General features: G+C 63.5%; 16 protein-coding genes and 2 pseudogenes. 2 read left to right on the forward strand and 16 right to left on the reverse strand.

From position 1 onward, the window contains the following. Nucleotides 1–52 precede the first annotated feature (52 nt). The gene (locus tag ACFQDL_RS00365; RefSeq protein WP_379907282.1) at nt 53–490 is read right to left on the reverse strand and encodes an META domain-containing protein; all 438 of its coding nucleotides are present in this window, start codon (nt 488–490) and stop codon (nt 53–55) included. A gap of 167 nt (nt 491–657) precedes the next feature. On the opposite strand from ACFQDL_RS00365, the gene dksA reads away from it, so the two are divergent. Further along, nucleotides 658–1089 (forward strand): RNA polymerase-binding protein DksA, encoded by a 432-nt coding sequence (dksA, locus tag ACFQDL_RS00370; protein ID WP_379907284.1) that lies wholly within the window; start codon nt 658–660, stop codon nt 1087–1089. Between the two features lie 124 nt (nt 1090–1213). Here dksA and ACFQDL_RS00375 read toward each other — a convergent pair whose 3' ends face one another. Beyond that, nucleotides 1214–1699: a hypothetical protein gene (locus ACFQDL_RS00375; protein WP_379907285.1), complete on the reverse strand. Its 486-nt coding sequence runs from the start codon at nt 1697–1699 to the stop codon at nt 1214–1216. Between the two features lie 21 nt (nt 1700–1720). Beyond that, complete coding sequence (locus tag ACFQDL_RS00380; RefSeq protein WP_379907287.1) at nt 1721–2095, reverse strand: DUF6152 family protein; 375 nt, start codon at nt 2093–2095, stop codon at nt 1721–1723. A gap of 259 nt (nt 2096–2354) precedes the next feature. On the opposite strand from ACFQDL_RS00380, the gene ACFQDL_RS00385 reads away from it, so the two are divergent. Beyond that, the gene (locus tag ACFQDL_RS00385) at nt 2355–2759 is read left to right on the forward strand and encodes a SpoIIAA family protein (protein WP_379907289.1); all 405 of its coding nucleotides are present in this window, start codon (nt 2355–2357) and stop codon (nt 2757–2759) included. 239 nt (nt 2760–2998) lie between these two features. On the opposite strand, the gene ACFQDL_RS00390 is transcribed toward ACFQDL_RS00385, so the two are convergent. The 13 genes and pseudogenes from ACFQDL_RS00390 to ACFQDL_RS00450 form a co-directional block, all read right to left on the reverse strand. Continuing rightward, entirely contained in the window at nt 2999–3190 is a 192-nt protein-coding gene (locus tag ACFQDL_RS00390; RefSeq protein WP_379907291.1) for a 2-hydroxymuconate tautomerase, read from the reverse strand. A 12-nt stretch (nt 3191–3202) separates the two neighbouring features. Then, the gene (gene dmpH / locus ACFQDL_RS00395; protein ID WP_379907293.1) at nt 3203–3994 is read right to left on the reverse strand and encodes a 2-oxo-3-hexenedioate decarboxylase; all 792 of its coding nucleotides are present in this window, start codon (nt 3992–3994) and stop codon (nt 3203–3205) included. Nucleotides 3995–4077: 83 nt separating this feature from the next. Then, a pseudogene (dmpG, locus tag ACFQDL_RS00400) lies at nt 4078–5105 on the reverse strand (4-hydroxy-2-oxovalerate aldolase). Between the two features lie 13 nt (nt 5106–5118). Beyond that, nucleotides 5119–6030 carry an acetaldehyde dehydrogenase (acetylating) gene (locus ACFQDL_RS00405; RefSeq protein WP_379907294.1) on the reverse strand — a complete coding sequence of 304 codons (912 nt, stop codon included), beginning with the start codon at nt 6028–6030 and terminating at the stop codon, nt 5119–5121. A 49-nt stretch (nt 6031–6079) separates the two neighbouring features. Then, a complete protein-coding gene (gene dmpE, locus ACFQDL_RS00410; protein ID WP_379907295.1) occupies nt 6080–6865 on the reverse strand; it encodes a 2-oxopent-4-enoate hydratase in 786 nt (261 codons plus the stop codon). Between the two features lie 129 nt (nt 6866–6994). Next, nucleotides 6995–8453 (reverse strand): annotated as a pseudogene (locus tag ACFQDL_RS00415) (2-hydroxymuconic semialdehyde dehydrogenase). A 322-nt stretch (nt 8454–8775) separates the two neighbouring features. Beyond that, on the reverse strand, nt 8776–9105 hold the full coding sequence (locus ACFQDL_RS00420; RefSeq protein ID WP_379907296.1) for a 2Fe-2S iron-sulfur cluster-binding protein: 330 nt from the start codon (nt 9103–9105) through the stop codon (nt 8776–8778). Between the two features lie 7 nt (nt 9106–9112). Then, on the reverse strand, nt 9113–10030 hold the full coding sequence (locus ACFQDL_RS00425) for a flavin reductase (RefSeq protein WP_379907298.1): 918 nt from the start codon (nt 10028–10030) through the stop codon (nt 9113–9115). Between the two features lie 111 nt (nt 10031–10141). Further along, a complete protein-coding gene (locus ACFQDL_RS00430) occupies nt 10142–11065 on the reverse strand; it encodes a catechol 2,3-dioxygenase (RefSeq protein WP_379907299.1) in 924 nt (307 codons plus the stop codon). A gap of 31 nt (nt 11066–11096) precedes the next feature. Continuing rightward, nucleotides 11097–12413, reverse strand: coding sequence for a TRAP transporter large permease (locus tag ACFQDL_RS00435; RefSeq protein ID WP_379907300.1), 1317 nt, complete (start codon nt 12411–12413; stop codon nt 11097–11099). Continuing rightward, nucleotides 12413–12919, reverse strand: a complete 507-nt coding sequence (locus ACFQDL_RS00440) for a TRAP transporter small permease (protein WP_379907302.1) — start codon at nt 12917–12919, stop codon at nt 12413–12415. Before ACFQDL_RS00440 ends, ACFQDL_RS00435 begins: the two co-directional genes overlap by 1 nt. An 8-nt stretch (nt 12920–12927) precedes the next feature. Beyond that, nucleotides 12928–13950 (reverse strand): TRAP transporter substrate-binding protein, encoded by a 1023-nt coding sequence (locus tag ACFQDL_RS00445; RefSeq protein ID WP_379907304.1) that lies wholly within the window; start codon nt 13948–13950, stop codon nt 12928–12930. Between the two features lie 72 nt (nt 13951–14022). Further along, entirely contained in the window at nt 14023–14988 is a 966-nt protein-coding gene (locus ACFQDL_RS00450; protein ID WP_379907306.1) for a PDR/VanB family oxidoreductase, read from the reverse strand. Nucleotides 14989–14996 lie beyond the last annotated feature (8 nt).

Below are 14996 nucleotides of genomic sequence, written 5' to 3' on the forward strand. Positions count from 1 at the left end.
AGCCCGGCAGCCCCCGGTCGGCAGGCCTGCCTGCAGAGTGCTGCGTTTGGATTCAGGGCGCCGGTCTGAAGCGCAGCGTGCCGGCATCGTCGGCGAGCTGCAGGTAGAGCTGGCCGCCCTCGACCCGGAAGCCCTCGACCCGGTCCAGCGCCTGCATCAGGGTGGTATCGAGCGAACCCGGCAGGCAGGCCATGCGGGTCGTTGCGATCGCCCCGAACGCCAGGGTTCCGTCTCCGATCTCATAGCGGCCATTGCCGCGGTTGCAGTCGAAGCGCGCGAGCACCCGGCCGTCCGGCTGGAACTCGAGGGTATACTGCTCCGGCTGCGCCACCTCCAGCCGCTCCCGCTCCGAGGTCTTGCCGACCCACTGCCACTGCTGCCCCTGGGCGGCCTCGGGCTTCGTCACCGGACCGTCGACGGTGTTCATCGGTTGTTGCGCGCAAGCAGACAGCAGGGCGACCGAGGTGGCGATACAGATTGTCCTTAACATGGTAATGCTCCTTGAAACGGTGAGAGGCCGAGCCTATCGACCCGTGACGGTACCCCACCTGAATATAGCTGCTCCTTCCGGCCTGCTCCGCTTGTTCTGGCATGCACAGGAGAATTCTGGTAGTTTCTCCGCCCGCTTTTTAATAACCAGAATAACAGTGGTCAAACATGCTTCAGAATGCCCACCAGATCAGTGATATCAGCTTCGTCCCCTACACCGTCTGCGACAGTGAAGACTACATGAACGAGCAGCAGCGCGCGCATTTCACGCAAATACTGCTGAAATGGCGCCAGGCTCTGCTGCAGGACATCAGCAATACCGTCGGGCACCTGCAACAGGGCCCCATGAACCACGCCGACCCGCTGGACCGTGCCACGCAGCAGGAGGAGATGACCCTGGAGCTGCGCACCCGGGACCGCGAAAGCAAGCTGATCCGCAAGATCAACCAGACACTGGAGCGCATCCGCGAGGACGATTACGGCTTTTGCGATACCTGTGGCATCGAAATTGGCATTCGTCGCCTGGAAGCGCGCCCGACGGCGAACCTGTGCGTGGACTGCAAGAGCATCGCCGAGATCAAGGAGCGCACCCAGCGCTAAGTTTCGCGCTATCGATCGATGGACAGCTTCCGCAGGGCACCGTCAGCTTCCATGAAGCGTTTCAGGTGGATGGTTCGCCCGAGGAGGCCGGCGACGCTTTGGCGCCCGTTTGAGCGCAATGAACCTAAAAATAGCCGACAAGGCGCCCCAGCGTCATGGTCGCCAGCCAGGCGACCAGGGAAAATCCGGCGGCGAGGCGCAGACGCAGTAGCGGCACGCCGGTTTCGGGCCAGCGGGGTGATTCTCTGCCAGGCAGTAGCAAGCGCAGAGCCAGCGCATTCGCGCAGCCGGCGAAGACCAGGATCATTTTGGTAGTGAACAGGCTGGAGGCCGCATACTCGGTCGCCCTTGTCGCGAACAGCAAGCCTCCGCAGATCAGGGCCAGTGCGAGTCCGGCACTGGCGGTGCGGGTGAGTACCCGCCAGAGCGGGGCCAGCGGTACCGTCCGCCACAGCCCCAGCAGACGCAGATCCAGCGGCAGGATCGCCCCCAACAATAACGCCACACCGAGAATATGTGCAGCGTTGACCAGCGGATAGGTCCAGACGGAATGTCGCAACGCCACGGCGAAGCCCATGGCTTCCAGAGTCGCCAGCCAGTCTCCGATCATGGTCGTTCGGAAAGCCGCCTATCAGGATTCCCGATCCGGGTAGAGCACGTGGTTGTTCCCATCGATGACGAGACGCTCAGCTTTCATCCGCTTCTCCCCTTCCCGCGCGGACCGGTGACCATGGGCGGTGATTGCCTGTCCCGGCCGCAACAGCTCCTCCGTCAGTCCCGCGCGGGTATTGCGCCATGGCTGTCCCACTTCGACGATCCAGTGCTCGGCTCCCACCTCCAGCGTCAGTTCACCATGGGGATTGCCAAGGCGCACGTCAATGATGACACCGCTCAACTCGAACTCGTCGTCTGTCGCCCAGGCCCAGCCATGGTGGGCCCAGACTGCCTGGGACAACAACGCGCCCAGCACCAGCGCAAGACAGGACCCTCTGGCAATGCTGTGCATCCTGAACCCTCCCCGGTTGACCTTTTGTTCATTCATGCCTGAAGTGTAGCCCGGCACCGCAGCTGGCGGACATAGCGCACCGGCGGTATTTGCTGAGGCTTGTTCATGAACAGCCGTCCAGCGACCTGCACGCTGTTCGGCACGATGCGCTACGTTTGTGGCATCCCGGGTATGGAATTTCAGGAAGTGTGAGGAAAACGACTGGCGTCGGCGCCAAAACGGGTCCACCTTTTGGAAGCAGCAACAACGGGAGAGTGGCATGGGTACCGACAGACACGGCCTTACACTCGAGATCAACCAGGTAAATGATGAGTTCATGCTGTCTTTCAAGGCACTGGGCAAGTTGACCCATGACGACTACGCCGCCATCACGCCGGTACTGGAGTCGAAACTCGGCAGCGTGAAGCAGCCGAAGATACGGGCTTTCGTCGATGCCGAGGAGTTCCGTGGCTGGGAACCGCACGCGGCCTGGGACGACTTGAAGATCGGCCTTCACCACGGCAGAGAATTCACCCGGATCGCGATCTACGGTCATCGCGACTGGATGGACTGGGCCGCACGCATCGGCAGCTGGTTCATTGCGGGCGAGGTGAAACACTTCGATGACAGGGACGCCGCCCTCGACTGGCTCAGGCGCCCGGAAAGCGCGAATTCCGGTCGTTAACCCCTTGCAGCAGCCTCGCCGCGGAAAAGCTCCGGACGCTGATTGCACGAAGCACCTTCCGCCCGGGTCTCACCGTGACTGCCAGCTTCGGGTGGCCGAGTTCGCTGTCGATGCGTTCGATATGTTGCTGCGCCGTGCCGATAGGGCCCCACCAGGCCAAGCAGCAGGGCCGAAACAGGGTCGCAGGCCAGGTTCCGGCCGAAAGGCCGGTCTTGACCTGAGCCGCGCCCCTTTCCCGACTACCGTCCGAGCTTTTTCGCCGACTGGCCGCCGATACCGAACTGCGTTTTCGGAATCTCGTTGATCAGTACACGCACCGACTCCCGCGGCGCACCGACCGCCCTGTAACAGGCTTCGGTAAGCTCGTGGATCAGCGCTTCCTTCTGCTCGTCGCTGCGACCTTCCATCATATTGACCTGCAGAATAGGCATGACGCTTTCTCCTTAGACGAAACGCCCGCTGACCGAGCCGAGCCCCTGATAGTGGACGCTGAAGTTGTCGCCCGGATTGACCGGCATCGCCGCGGTGATGGCGCCGATCATGATGAAGCTGCCCGCCGGCAGGCTTTCGCCGCGCTCGCCGAGCATGTTCGCCAGCATCGCCACCGAGGCTGCCGGATGGCCCAGCACCGCCGCACCGGCGCCGGTCTGCACCACTTCGCCGTTGATCTCCATCACCACGCCAAGGGTCTTGAGGTCCAGCTCCGACGGCGGCGCCATGCGCCCGCCGGTCACGAAGCGGGTCGAGCTGGAGTTGTCGGCGATGACGCTTTTCAGGTCGAACTTGAAGTCCTTGTAACGCGAGTCGATCACCTCGACCGCCGGCACCACGAAGTCGGTGGCGCGCAGCACGTCGCCGATATGCACGCCCGGGCCCTTGAGCTCGTCTTTCAGCACGAACGCCAGCTCCGCCTCGATCTTCGGGTGGATCAGCTCGGCATGCCTGATCTCGCCGCCGTCCGGCACGCTGAAGTAGTCGGCCAGGAAGCCGTAGCAGGGATGCTCGACGCCCATCTGTGCCATCTTGGCCCAGGAGGTCAGGCCCATCTTCATGCCGACGATCTTGTTGCCACGCTCTTCCTTGCGGCGGCGGATCTCCCACTGGATGTCAAACGCATCCTCGTAGGTCATGTCGGGGAAGTCGTCGGTGATCTTGGTGACTTCGTACGCTTCGAGCTCGGCGTTTTCCAGGTGGATCGCCAGTTCTTCGATCTGCTGCTTGGTCAGGTTGCCCATTGTTTCTGTCCTTTCGGTTGGTCCGGCGGATGGCGGTGCGCGAAGCGCACCGCCATCCGCCGTCGCCATATTCGTTTCGGTGGTTAAACCAGGCCTTTCTCTTTCGCCATGGTCAGCGCCAGGTCCTCGATCATGTCCTCCTGGCCGCCGACGGTGCCGCGACGGCCCAGTTCGACCAGGATGTCGCGGGCCGGGATGCCGTACTTCTTCTCGGCGCGCTGGGCGAACAGCAGGAAGGAGGAATAGACGCCAGCGTAACCCAGGGTCAGGGCGTCGCGGTCGACGCGGATCGGCTGGTCCATCAGCGGCACCACCCGGTCCTCGGCCACATCCATGATCCTGTACAGATCGATGCCGGTGTTGGCGCCCATGCGATCGAGCACCGCGCAGAGCACCTCCAGCGGGGTGTTGCCGGCACCGGCGCCGAGGCCCGCCACCGAGCCGTCGATGCGGGTCGCACCGGCGTCGATCGCGGCCGGGAGTTGGCGATCGCCATGCCCATGTTGTGATGGCCGTGGAAGCCGATCTCGATGTTCGCAGGCAGTTCGCTGCGCAGCAGGCCGATCTTCTCGCTGACCTCGTCCGGCAGCATGTAACCGGCCGAGTCGGTGCAGTAGACGCAGTTGGCGCCGTAGCCGACCATCAGCTTCGCCTGCTCGAGGACCTTCTCGGGGCTCGCCATATGGGCCATCATCAGGAAGCCGACGGTGTCCATCTCCATCTTCGCGGCCAGGCCGATGTGCTGCTGCGAGACGTCGGCCTCGGTGCAGTGGGTGGCGACGCGGATGGTCGAAACGCCGCAGTCGCGCGCCATCTTCAGGTGATCGACGGTGCCGATGCCCGGCAGCAGCAGCGCCGAGATCTTCGCCTGCTTCATCTTCGGCACCACGGCGTTGAGGTATTCCTCGTCACTGTGGGCCGGGAAGCCGTAGTTGACCGAGGTGCCGCCGAGGCCGTCACCGTGGGTCACCTCGATCAGCGGCATGCCGGCCTCGTCGAGGCCGGTGGCGATGCTGACCATCTCGTCCAGGCTGATCTGGTGGCGCTTGGCATGCATGCCGTCGCGCAAGGACATATCGTGCAGGGTGACGTTCTTGCCTTTCAGGTTCATCATCAAATCCTCCTCAACCGCGTGCCGGCAAAGTGATGGTGCCGTTCGCCGCTTCTTCGGCGAACATCTCCGCGGTGCGCAGGCCCGCCGCGGTCATGATGTCCAGGTTGCCGGCGTATTTCGGCAGGAAGTCGCCCAGACCCTCGACCTCCATGAACATCGAGACGCGGTTGCCGTCGAACACCGGGCCGTTGACCAGGCGGTAGCCCGGCACGTATTTCTGCACTTCGGCCACCATGGCGTGGACCGACTCGGTGATCGCCGCCTGATCCGGCTCGCCCTCGGTCAGGCAATGGACGGTGTCGCGCATGATCAGCGGCGGCTCGGCCGGGTTGATGATGATGATCGCCTTGCCCTTCTTCGCCCCGCCGACCTTTTCCACGGCGCCGGCGGTGGTGCGGGTGAACTCGTCGATGTTCTGGCGCGTGCCGGGGCCGACCGAACGGGACGAGACGGTGGCGATGATTTCGCCGTACTCGACCGGCTGCACGCGGGAGACCGCCGCCACCATCGGGATGGTGGCCTGGCCGCCGCAGGTGACCATGTTGACGTTCATCTCGAGGTTCTTGGCGTGGTCCTGCAGGTTGACCGGCGGCACGCAGTAGGGGCCGATCGCCGCCGGGGTCAGGTCGACCATGATGACGCCCAATTCGTTGAGCTTGCGGCTGTTCTCGGCGTGGACATAGGCCGAGGTGGCATCGAAGGCGACGCGGATATCGTCCGCGATGACGTGCGGCAGCAGGCCGTCAACGCCTTCCGCGCAGGTCTTGATGCCCATCTCGCGGGCGCGCTTGAGGCCCTCGGATTCGGGGTCGATGCCGACCATCCAGACCGGCTCGATCCATTCGGAGCGCTGCATTTTCATCAGCAGGTCGGTACCGATATTGCCGGGGCCGATAATGGCGGCTTTGAGTTTTTGAGTCATAGCAATTGTCCTGAAAGAGTTATCGAACAGTGGGAGCCATGGGTGCCGATCAGGTAAAGCGCACCGAGGCGTTGCCGATGCCACCGATACTGACGCTCATGAAGTCACCGGCCTTGACCGGCTCCAGCGGCACCAGGGATCCGGACAGGATCACCTCGCCGGCCTTCAGCGGAATGCCGAACTGACCGAGGGTGTTGGCCAGCCAGGCGACGCAGTTGACCGGGCTGCCCAGCGCTGCCGCGCCGGCGCCGGTGCTCAGCAGCTCGCCGTTCTTCTCCACCACCATGCCGCAGGTGCGCAGGTCGACCTTGCGCGGATCGACGGCACTGTCACCGAGGACAAAGAGGCCGCAGGAGGCGTTGTCGGCGACGGTGTCCTGGATCTTGATCTGCCAGTTCTCAATGCGTGAATCCACCACCTCGAAGCACGGCAGCACGCAATCGGTCGCCGCCAGTACGTCGGCCGCGGTCAGGCCCGGCCCCAGCAGGTCCTTTTTCAGGATGAAGGCGATCTCGCCTTCGGCCTTGGGCTGGATCAGCCGCTCGGAGATCGGCATCTCCTCGCCCTGGCTGAACGCCATCTTGTCGGTCAGGAAACCGAAATCCGGCTGGTCGACGCCGAGCATGGTCTGCACCGCCTTCGAGGTCAGGCCGATCTTCTTGCCGATGATCTTCTCGCCCGCCTCGACGCGGCGCTCCACCATCCGCAGCGAGATATGGTAGGCATCCTCGATGCTGATATCGCTGAAGCGTTCGGTCAGCGGACGCAGAGTCTCGCGACGGGTCAGCGCCTGGTAGAGTTCGTCGCCGAGCGCCTGGATTTGCTCTTGTTGCATAGAAAGTGTCCCGCGTGAATTTGTTTGCATTCGTGTAGGGTGGAATGAGTGCCGAAGGCCCGAATTCCACCTTTTTGCCAGAAAGCATCGGTGGAATTCGCAAGCTCATTCCACCCTACGTAAGGCTCCTCAGAGCTTGATGCAGATGTTCTTCAGCTCGGTGTAGAACTCCAGTCCGTGAACCCCGCCCTCGCGGCCGATGCCGGACTGCTTGGCGCCGCCGAAAGCGGTGCGCAGATCGCGCAGGAACCAGCTGTTGACCCAGACGATGCCGGCTTCGATCTGCTCGGCGACGCGCACCGCGCGGGCGCTGTTCTCGGTCCAGATCGCCGCGGCCAGACCGTAGTCGGTGTCGTTGGCCAGTGCGATCACTTCCTCTTCGGAATCGAACGGGCGGATGTGACAGCAGGGACCGAAGATCTCCTCGCGGATCACCCGGGCGTCATCGGCAAGTCCGGTCCAGATGGTCGGCTCGATCCAGGCGCCGCCGTTCAGCGCCTCGCCCATGTCGGGGATGCCGCCGCCGATCTCGACGGTCGCGCCCTCTTCCACCGCCAGCTTGTAGTAGCTGTGCACCTTCTCGCGGTGCTCGTGGCTGACCAGCGGACCGAAGTTGGCGTCCCTGTCTTCCGGGCGGCCCAGTTTCAGTTTCGCGACCTCTTCCTTCATCCTCGAGAGGAAGGCGTCATAGACCGGGCGCTCGACGTAGACGCGCTCGGTGCCCGTGCACACCGCCGCAGTTGACGAAGGCGGAGCGCATGGTGCCCTCGACCGCCTTCTCCAGGTCGCAGTCGGCGAAGACGATACCGGGGTTCTTGCCGCCGCACTCCAGCGAGATATTGCGCAGGCCCACCGCCGCGGCCTTCATGATCGCCTCACCGGTGCGGGTCTCGCCGGTGAAGGTAATGGCGTCGACCAGCGGGTGCGTGGTCAGGAACTCGCCGGCCGAATCCGGTCCGAAGCCGTGCACGACGTTGAACACGCCCGCCGGCACGCCGCACTCGTTCATCACCTCGCCCAGCAGCGTGGTGGTGGCCGGGGTCTCTTCCGACGGCTTGACCACAACGGTGTTGCCGCAGGCCAGCGCCGGGCCGACCTTCCAGGTCATCAGCAGCAGCGGCAGGTTCCAGGGGCTGATCACCGCGATCACGCCCTTCGGCGTGCGGTGGCCGACGTTCAGGGCGCCCTTGCCGTCCGGGGTGTCGAGGCGGAAGCCCTCGGTCGGATGGTTGGCCAGGGTCTCGGAGAAGGCCTTGAAGTTGGCCGCACCGCGCGGGATGTCGATATGGCTGGCGATGCTGTGGGGCTTGCCGGTATCGCGGGACTCGGCCTCGAGGAACTCGTCGAAGCGCTCGTTGATGCGGTCGGCGACCCTGTTCAGCAGTTCGATGCGCTGCGCCTGGGTCAGCTTGGCCCAGGGCCCTTTCAGGGCGGCCTTGGCGGCGCGTACCGCGGCATCGACCTCGTCGCGGCCGGCCTCGTGGACCTGGCCGATCAGGCTGCCGTCGACCGGGCAACGGTTCTCGAAGGTCTTGCCGCTGGCCGAACCCACGTATGCGCCGTTGATAAAGTGTTTGAACTCTTGCATGTCTTTACTCCTGCCCACTGCCTCGAGAATCCTCGAAAACGTCTGTTCGCGTCCCGGAAATGGTTATTCGAATGTGACTTGGAGCCAGTATAGATGTCTCAAATCAGGAATGAAGCCAGCAAAACGAGTACTTATATTCCCATTTTCGGGATCATAATCCCGCGCGAAGCCCCGTCGGAATCGTTTCGGGCCCTGATGTTCAGGTTGCCTCGTCCCGGACGCCGGGACTCACCTGTCGGTAAGTCGATGATTCGACTGGCTTGCCCCGTGAGAGCAATGTCTTTGCCTACTGCGCCCCAAGCGGCAACTCATTCTCGACGTCTCACTCCGGCGGGTCCTGCTCTGGGGGGACGGGCGGTGTTTCGACCCGGATCAACAGGTCTTCACGGGGGAAGATCCGGCAGGCCAGGACCCGGCCGAAACTTTCGTCCCGCGCGCAGATATAGGCCCGGCTCATGCGCTTGCTGTCGTAATGCCCCGCGAGCACGCGAACCCGGCAGCGCCCGCAACCACCGCCCCGGCAACCGACCGGGATCAGCGCCGCACCGGCCTGCTCCATCGCCGCAAGCAGGCTGAGACCGGCCCGGACCTCGAACATCCCGCCGCCGTTCTCGAGCCTGATCCGGTATTTCGCTTTATCGACCCTCTCCATGCCCGAATTACCCCAAGGCCCGGTACAGGCTCTTGAGGTTCTCCTTGAGCGCCTGCTGCTGCGCCTCGGACAGGCACGCCAGGGTCTGCCGTTCGTGCTCAATCGCCATATCCAGCAGCTGATCGGTAACGCCCATGCCTTTCCCGGTCAATTCGAGGCGTTCACCATCGATGCGGATGAGGCCTTTGTCCTGCAACCATTCGCCGGTTTCCAGCAGTGCTTCGACAGGCTGGGAAACCTGCCCGGCGATCTCCCGAGCCTCCTGCGTGCCGCCGTCGGCCAGCAACGTCAGCACCCGCCACTCTTCGGCGGTGATGCCGAAGTGGCCGAGGCGCGGATAAAAGTCCTCGCGGTAGGCTGTCAGGCTCTGCCGCAACAGGTAAAGCAGGTAATCGCCGAGGAAACCACGCGCCAGCAGCGACTCGGTCGGCGACTTGGCCGCCGGGTGGACCTCGGGCACCGCATAGTGCCCGTTGTGGAACACCAGCGAGCTGGCATTGTCTTCGTAGCTGTAATTCAGCACCTCGCCAACGACGATGAAGTGGTCGCCGCCTTCATATACATTCCAGGTGCGGCATTCGAATACCGCGGCGGCGCCCGGCAGCAGCGGACTGTTACCAAGACCTTCGCGCACCTCGATACCGGCGAATTTGTCCTCGCCGCGCCGGGCAAAGCGGTTGGATAGCTCGACCTGGTCGTTGCGCAGCACGTTGACCGCGAAGTGGCGGCCCTCTGTAAAGGCTTCGAGGCTGTAGGCTCCCTTGTCGATACTCCAGAGCACCAGCGCCGGATCGATCGAAACCGAGTTGAAGCTGCTGGCGGTCACGCCGATGCGCTCACCGTTTTGGTCCCGGGTGGTGATGACGGTAACGCCGGTGGGAAACTTGCCCAGCGCACGACGGAAATCCTTGGGATCGAAGTTCATAAGGCCCCCGAAAATGTTGGTTAGGTTTGCCCCCCGTGCCTTGAAGCAGGCAACAGAGGGCCCTCGCCCCTGATCGGGCGATAGTGATGTCGTCACCGGCTCGCGCCGGGATCAGGTCAGTACGGTGAGGAAGCGTTCGTTGAGCTGACGGTCGTGGTAGAAGATCGCCTTGCCCAGCTTGTCCGCGTCCCAGGTGACCGGCGGGTGATCCGGGTAGAAGGCGTCGCCGCCGCAGAACACCTCGTTGCGGTTGCCGGACGGGTCGAAGAAGTAGATCGTCTGGCCGTGGGTGATGCCGTGGCGGGTCGGGCCGATATCGATCGAGGTGTCGGTCATCGAGATCAGGTCGCCGGCCCGCAGCACGTCCTCCCAGGTCTCGAGGAAGAACGATGCGTGATGGAACCTATTCTTCTCCGGATGCTTGATAAAGGCGACGTCGTGGGCCTTCATCGACACGGTGAGGAACTGGGCGACACGGTTGCCTTCGGGGTCGACCACCTGTTCGCACAGATCGAAACCGAGCACCTCGTTGAACAGCTCGTAGGTGCCGTCGATGTCGTCACCGTAAAGCAGGCAGTGGTCGAAGCGCTGCGCCTTCATGCCCTTGAGATCACGCGGCCAGGCTTCCGGGTTGTGATTGCCGATGCCGTAGCGGCCGGTCTGCTCCTTCTCGGCGAACAGCTCGAACGAATGACCGGTCGGAACGATGAAGCGGATGCGGCGGCCGCAGCCGTTGAGCTCGCCGGCCGGGATCTGCTCGACCGCGCAGCCGTACTCGACCAGCTCACCGTGCAGCCGCTCCAGCACTTCATCGTTGAGCACCTTGAACGCCATAAAGTCCATGCCCGGCGCATCGGCCTCGCGCAGCACCACCGAGAACTTGTCGACCTCGGTCCAGCCCTTCAGATAGACACGGCCCTGGCTGTCGGTTTCGACTTCGATCAGCCCCATCAGGTCGCGGTAGTGAGCCACCGCTTCGTCGATATCCAGTACCCGGAGCTGTACGTGACCTGGACGCATTACACCTTTTTTCATGATTTCGCTCTTCCTTTGTTGTGTGGCAGAGTCAGCCCAGCGTTCCGGGCAACAGCAGCGATATGGACGGAACAGTGGCAATCAGCGCCAACCGGCACAGGTCAGCCACCCAGAACGGCGTCACTCCGCGGAAAATGGTCGACAGCTTGACGTCGGACACCACACCGCGCAGCACAAAGACGTTCATGCCGACCGGGGGCGTGATCAGGCTGATCTCGGTGACCACTACCACCAGGATGCCAAACCAGATCAGGTCCATGCCCATGGCCTGGACCATCGGGTAAAACACCGGCACCGTCAGCAGGATCATCGACATGCTCTCGAGCACGCAGCCGAGCAGCAGATAGATCGCCACCAGCACCAGGATCACGGTCAGCAGTCCGAAGCCCTGCGCCATGACCCAGTCCCGCAGCAACATCGGCAACCCGGTGAGGTTGATGAAGTTGGAGAAGATCACCGCGCCGATCACCAGGAAAAACAGCATCGCCGTGGTGCGAGCGGCGTTGGTCAGGGCACGGCGGATGCCGGCAGCGCCAATCCGGCCGCTTAGCAGCGCGAGCAGAAAGGCACCCGAGGCGCCGATTCCCGCCGCCTCGGTGGGTGTGAAGATGCCGGCATAGATGCCCCCCATCACGACGATGAAGATAACCCCGATACACCCGACACCTTTCAGCGCCTCGCGCCGTTCACCCCAACCGGACCGCTCACCCGCGGGCCCGATCTCCGGCTTGAGGTGTACCACGACCGAGACGGCCGCCATGTAGAGCAGCACGCCCACGAGACCAGGCAACAGTCCCGCGACGAACAGCTTGCCAATATCCGTTTCGGTCATCAGGCCATAGATAACCAGGATGACGCTCGGCGGAATCAGAATCCCCAGGGTGCCGCCTGCAGCGATGGCCCCGGTGGCCAGGCTGTCGGCATAGCGGTATTCGCGCATCGATGGCATCGCGACCTTCGACATCGTCGCCGCGGTCGCCATGGAACTGCCGCAGACGGCGGAAAAAGCGCCGCAGGAGACGACTGTCGCCAGCGCCAGTCCGCCCTTGAAGTGACCGAGAAAGGCGTTGGCGGCACGGTAGAGTTCGCGAGACATGCCCGACTCGGTAATCAGGTTTCCCATCAGCAGGAACAGCGGCACCACCGACAGCCCGTACGCGAGTCCCGTATCGAAGGCAGTGGAACCGATCATGGTCAACGCGGCGTTCCAGCCGCGCGGGTTGCCGTATTCGAACATCTGGGTGAGCGCGAAGCCGATGACACCGACCGCCCCCATCGCGACTCCGAGCGGAACCCGTGCCAGGATCAGCACCATCAGCGCTGCAAAGCCGATCAGACTGGCTTCCATCAGTGGCCTCCCCGGACGACCAGACGGTCACCCTTGATAAACAGCATCAGCAGCAGCGCCAGCGTCGACAGTGTCGTGGTCGCGGCCATCAGAAAACAGAGCCAGGCATAGGGGATCTGCAGCACGGCAGTGGTGTCCCCGTAACGCAGCACCTTGAACGCCTTGTCCCAGAGCACCCAGGCGAAAACGCCGAATGCCAGCACATTCGCCAACCCGATCAACCAGCGCTGCAGCCGGGCCGGCATGAGCGAGTCCAGCAAGTCCACGGCGATATGGCCGTTTTCCGCGGTGATCAGCGGCAGTCCCAGAAAAATGACCGCCGCCAGCATCAGCTCGGTGAGTTCGAAGGCTCCTTTCAGCGGCGCGTCGAACAGATAACGCCCCACCACGTCGACCAGCGTCGTCGCCATCATCAGGAACATCACCACCATCGCGACGACCCGCAGCGGCCGATTGACCAGCCGGTCAAACCAGCGGATCAGGGTTTCGGAGTTTACGGTATCCATGCATCACCTCAGGGCGCCGCCGGCGCATCGCTCTCGGCACGAAACGCCTGCAACGCAGCGGCGCCGTCGATGCCAAGTTCTGCAGCCTCCGCCTGCCAGGCCTCGACCATTGGATCGACGCTGGCCCGGACTTCGTCGATGAGAGCTTCCGGCGCCTCGGTAATCTCGTTGCCGTTGGTTTTCAACGCCTCCAGCGCGGCCGCATCGACACGATCCCAGACCCGGCCGGCCAGGCGTGCCAGCGCTTCGCCCGACACCGACATGACGGCGTCCTGATCCTGCTGCGACAGGCCGGCGAAGCGGTCCCGGTTCATCGCCACGAAGAAGCTGAAGTTGTACAGACCGCCCGGCACCAGGGTGGTATGCGTGGCCTTGTCCTGGATGTTGAACGCCGTCACCGACTCCAGCGGGAACAGGGTGCCGTCGGCGACGCCGCTGGACATCAGTTCGTAGATGCTGGACGAGGGCTTCTGCAACGTCACGGCGCCAAGATCCGAGGCCAGATCGTTCATGATGCCGCCGCCGACACGCAGCTTGAGTCCCTTCAGGTCAGCCGCAGCGGAAACGGTTTTCCGGCTGTTGTGGATATGACCCGGACCGTGGGTAAAGAGCCCCAGCAGTTGCACGTCCCGGTGCTCGCCGGCCTTGCCCAGGGACTGGTTGTAGACCTTCCAGTAGGCGACCGAGGTCGCCTCGGCGCTGTCGCCGCCGAACGGAAACTCGACCATCTTGTAGAGCTTGAAACGGCCCGGAGTATAACCGTGGGCGCCGTAGGTGATATCCGCCTGACCGTCGCGGGCAATGTCGTAGTGCATTTTCGGATGCCCCAGCGCGGAGGGCAGCATGACGATCTCGACGCGGCCTTCGGTCGCCTGCTCGACCTGTTCGGTCCAGGGCACGATGACGTCCTTCACCAGCGGGTGACCGGACGGCAGCCAGGAGGACAACGTCAGTTTGGTGGTGTCGGCCTGGGACAGGGCCGCGGTCAGTGAGAGTGCCAGTGCAGCGCAGAACTTGAGTGGGTTTTTCATTGTTATCACCGTTATTGTTATTGCCAGTCGGTTGGGAAACCGGGCGCCTTTCACGCCATTTCGAAATCCCCTTCAGATATCCAGTACCAGGCGCGGCGTCTGGGCCCGCGAACAGCAGGGGGCGATCTGATCGTTGTCCTCGCGCTCCTCCTCCGAGAGGAAGTGGTCGCGGTGATCGGGGATACCCTCGAGCACGTCGCAGATACAGGAGCCGCAGACGCCCTGCTCGCAGTACATCTCGACCTTGACGCCCGCCGCCTTGAGTGCCTGGGCGATGGTCTGGTCGGCGCCGACCTGGACCCTGACGCCGCTCTGCGCCGCGACCACCTCGAATGCCTCGCCGCCGGTCTCGACCTCGGCACTGAAATATTCGAAATGGATGGACCCCTTCGGCATTCCCGCAGCTTTCGCCTGTTCGATGACCCAGTCCATGAAGCCGGTCGGTCCACAGACGTACAGGTGGGTGCCGGCCTCTGCGGACTGGCACAGCCCTTTGGGATCGACGAGATTGGCATCGCCCGCATCGTCGAAATGCAGCAGGAGCCGGGGCCCGAACTCGCGCTTGAGCTCCTCCAGGAATGCCGCCCGCGATTCGCTGCGGCAGCAATAGTGCAGCTCGAACGACAGGTCGGCCGCCTTCAGCGCATAAGCCATGGCGATCATCGGTGTGATACCGATACCGCCGCCGATCAGCAGGCTGTGCCGGGCCTTCGGATCGAGCGGAAAGTGGTTGCGCGGCGCACTGATCCGCACCTCGCTGCCCTCCCGGAGGCTCTCGTGGATCTGACGAGAGCCGCCGCGGGAGTTGGGGTCGTTCAGGATACCCAGGCGGTAGACCGAGTCGCCCGGCGCATTGCTGAGCGAGTATTGACGGATCAGCCCGGACGCCAGGATCACGTCGATATGAGCCCCGGCCTCGAACGCCGGCAGCGGACTGCCGTCCGCCGCCGCCAGCTCGAACGCCGCGATGTCGCCGGTCTGGTCCTCGCGTCGCAGCACGCGGGCATTGATGGTGTTCTCTGTGATGGTGCTATTCATGGTTGTAC

Origin of the sequence: Marinobacterium aestuariivivens, assembly GCF_042661465.1 — a bacterium.
Lineage (GTDB): Bacteria > Pseudomonadota > Gammaproteobacteria > Pseudomonadales > Balneatricaceae > Marinobacterium_A > Marinobacterium_A aestuariivivens.

What these genes read in the sequence shown, in the direction of transcription:
- ACFQDL_RS00405 (WP_379907294.1), bottom strand. Translation starts at nt 6,030, where the DNA reads ATGACTCAAAAACTCAAAGCCGCCATTATCGGCCCCGGCAATATCGGT.
- ACFQDL_RS00445 (WP_379907304.1), bottom strand. Translation starts at nt 13,950, where the DNA reads ATGAAAAACCCACTCAAGTTCTGCGCTGCACTGGCACTCTCACTGACC.
- ACFQDL_RS00435 (WP_379907300.1), bottom strand. Translation starts at nt 12,413, where the DNA reads ATGGAAGCCAGTCTGATCGGCTTTGCAGCGCTGATGGTGCTGATCCTG.
- dksA (WP_379907284.1), top strand. Translation starts at nt 658, where the DNA reads ATGCTTCAGAATGCCCACCAGATCAGTGATATCAGCTTCGTCCCCTAC.
- ACFQDL_RS00380 (WP_379907287.1), bottom strand. Translation starts at nt 2,095, where the DNA reads ATGCACAGCATTGCCAGAGGGTCCTGTCTTGCGCTGGTGCTGGGCGCG.
- dmpH (WP_379907293.1), bottom strand. Translation starts at nt 3,994, where the DNA reads ATGGGCAACCTGACCAAGCAGCAGATCGAAGAACTGGCGATCCACCTG.
- ACFQDL_RS00425 (WP_379907298.1), bottom strand. Translation starts at nt 10,030, where the DNA reads ATGAACTTCGATCCCAAGGATTTCCGTCGTGCGCTGGGCAAGTTTCCC.
- dmpE (WP_379907295.1), bottom strand. Translation starts at nt 6,865, where the DNA reads ATGCAACAAGAGCAAATCCAGGCGCTCGGCGACGAACTCTACCAGGCG.
- ACFQDL_RS00450 (WP_379907306.1), bottom strand. Translation starts at nt 14,988, where the DNA reads ATGAATAGCACCATCACAGAGAACACCATCAATGCCCGCGTGCTGCGA.
- ACFQDL_RS00430 (WP_379907299.1), bottom strand. Translation starts at nt 11,065, where the DNA reads ATGAAAAAAGGTGTAATGCGTCCAGGTCACGTACAGCTCCGGGTACTG.
- ACFQDL_RS00375 (WP_379907285.1), bottom strand. Translation starts at nt 1,699, where the DNA reads ATGATCGGAGACTGGCTGGCGACTCTGGAAGCCATGGGCTTCGCCGTG.
- ACFQDL_RS00440 (WP_379907302.1), bottom strand. Translation starts at nt 12,919, where the DNA reads ATGGATACCGTAAACTCCGAAACCCTGATCCGCTGGTTTGACCGGCTG.
- ACFQDL_RS00385 (WP_379907289.1), top strand. Translation starts at nt 2,355, where the DNA reads ATGGGTACCGACAGACACGGCCTTACACTCGAGATCAACCAGGTAAAT.
- ACFQDL_RS00365 (WP_379907282.1), bottom strand. Translation starts at nt 490, where the DNA reads ATGTTAAGGACAATCTGTATCGCCACCTCGGTCGCCCTGCTGTCTGCT.
- ACFQDL_RS00420 (WP_379907296.1), bottom strand. Translation starts at nt 9,105, where the DNA reads ATGGAGAGGGTCGATAAAGCGAAATACCGGATCAGGCTCGAGAACGGC.
- ACFQDL_RS00390 (WP_379907291.1), bottom strand. Translation starts at nt 3,190, where the DNA reads ATGCCTATTCTGCAGGTCAATATGATGGAAGGTCGCAGCGACGAGCAG.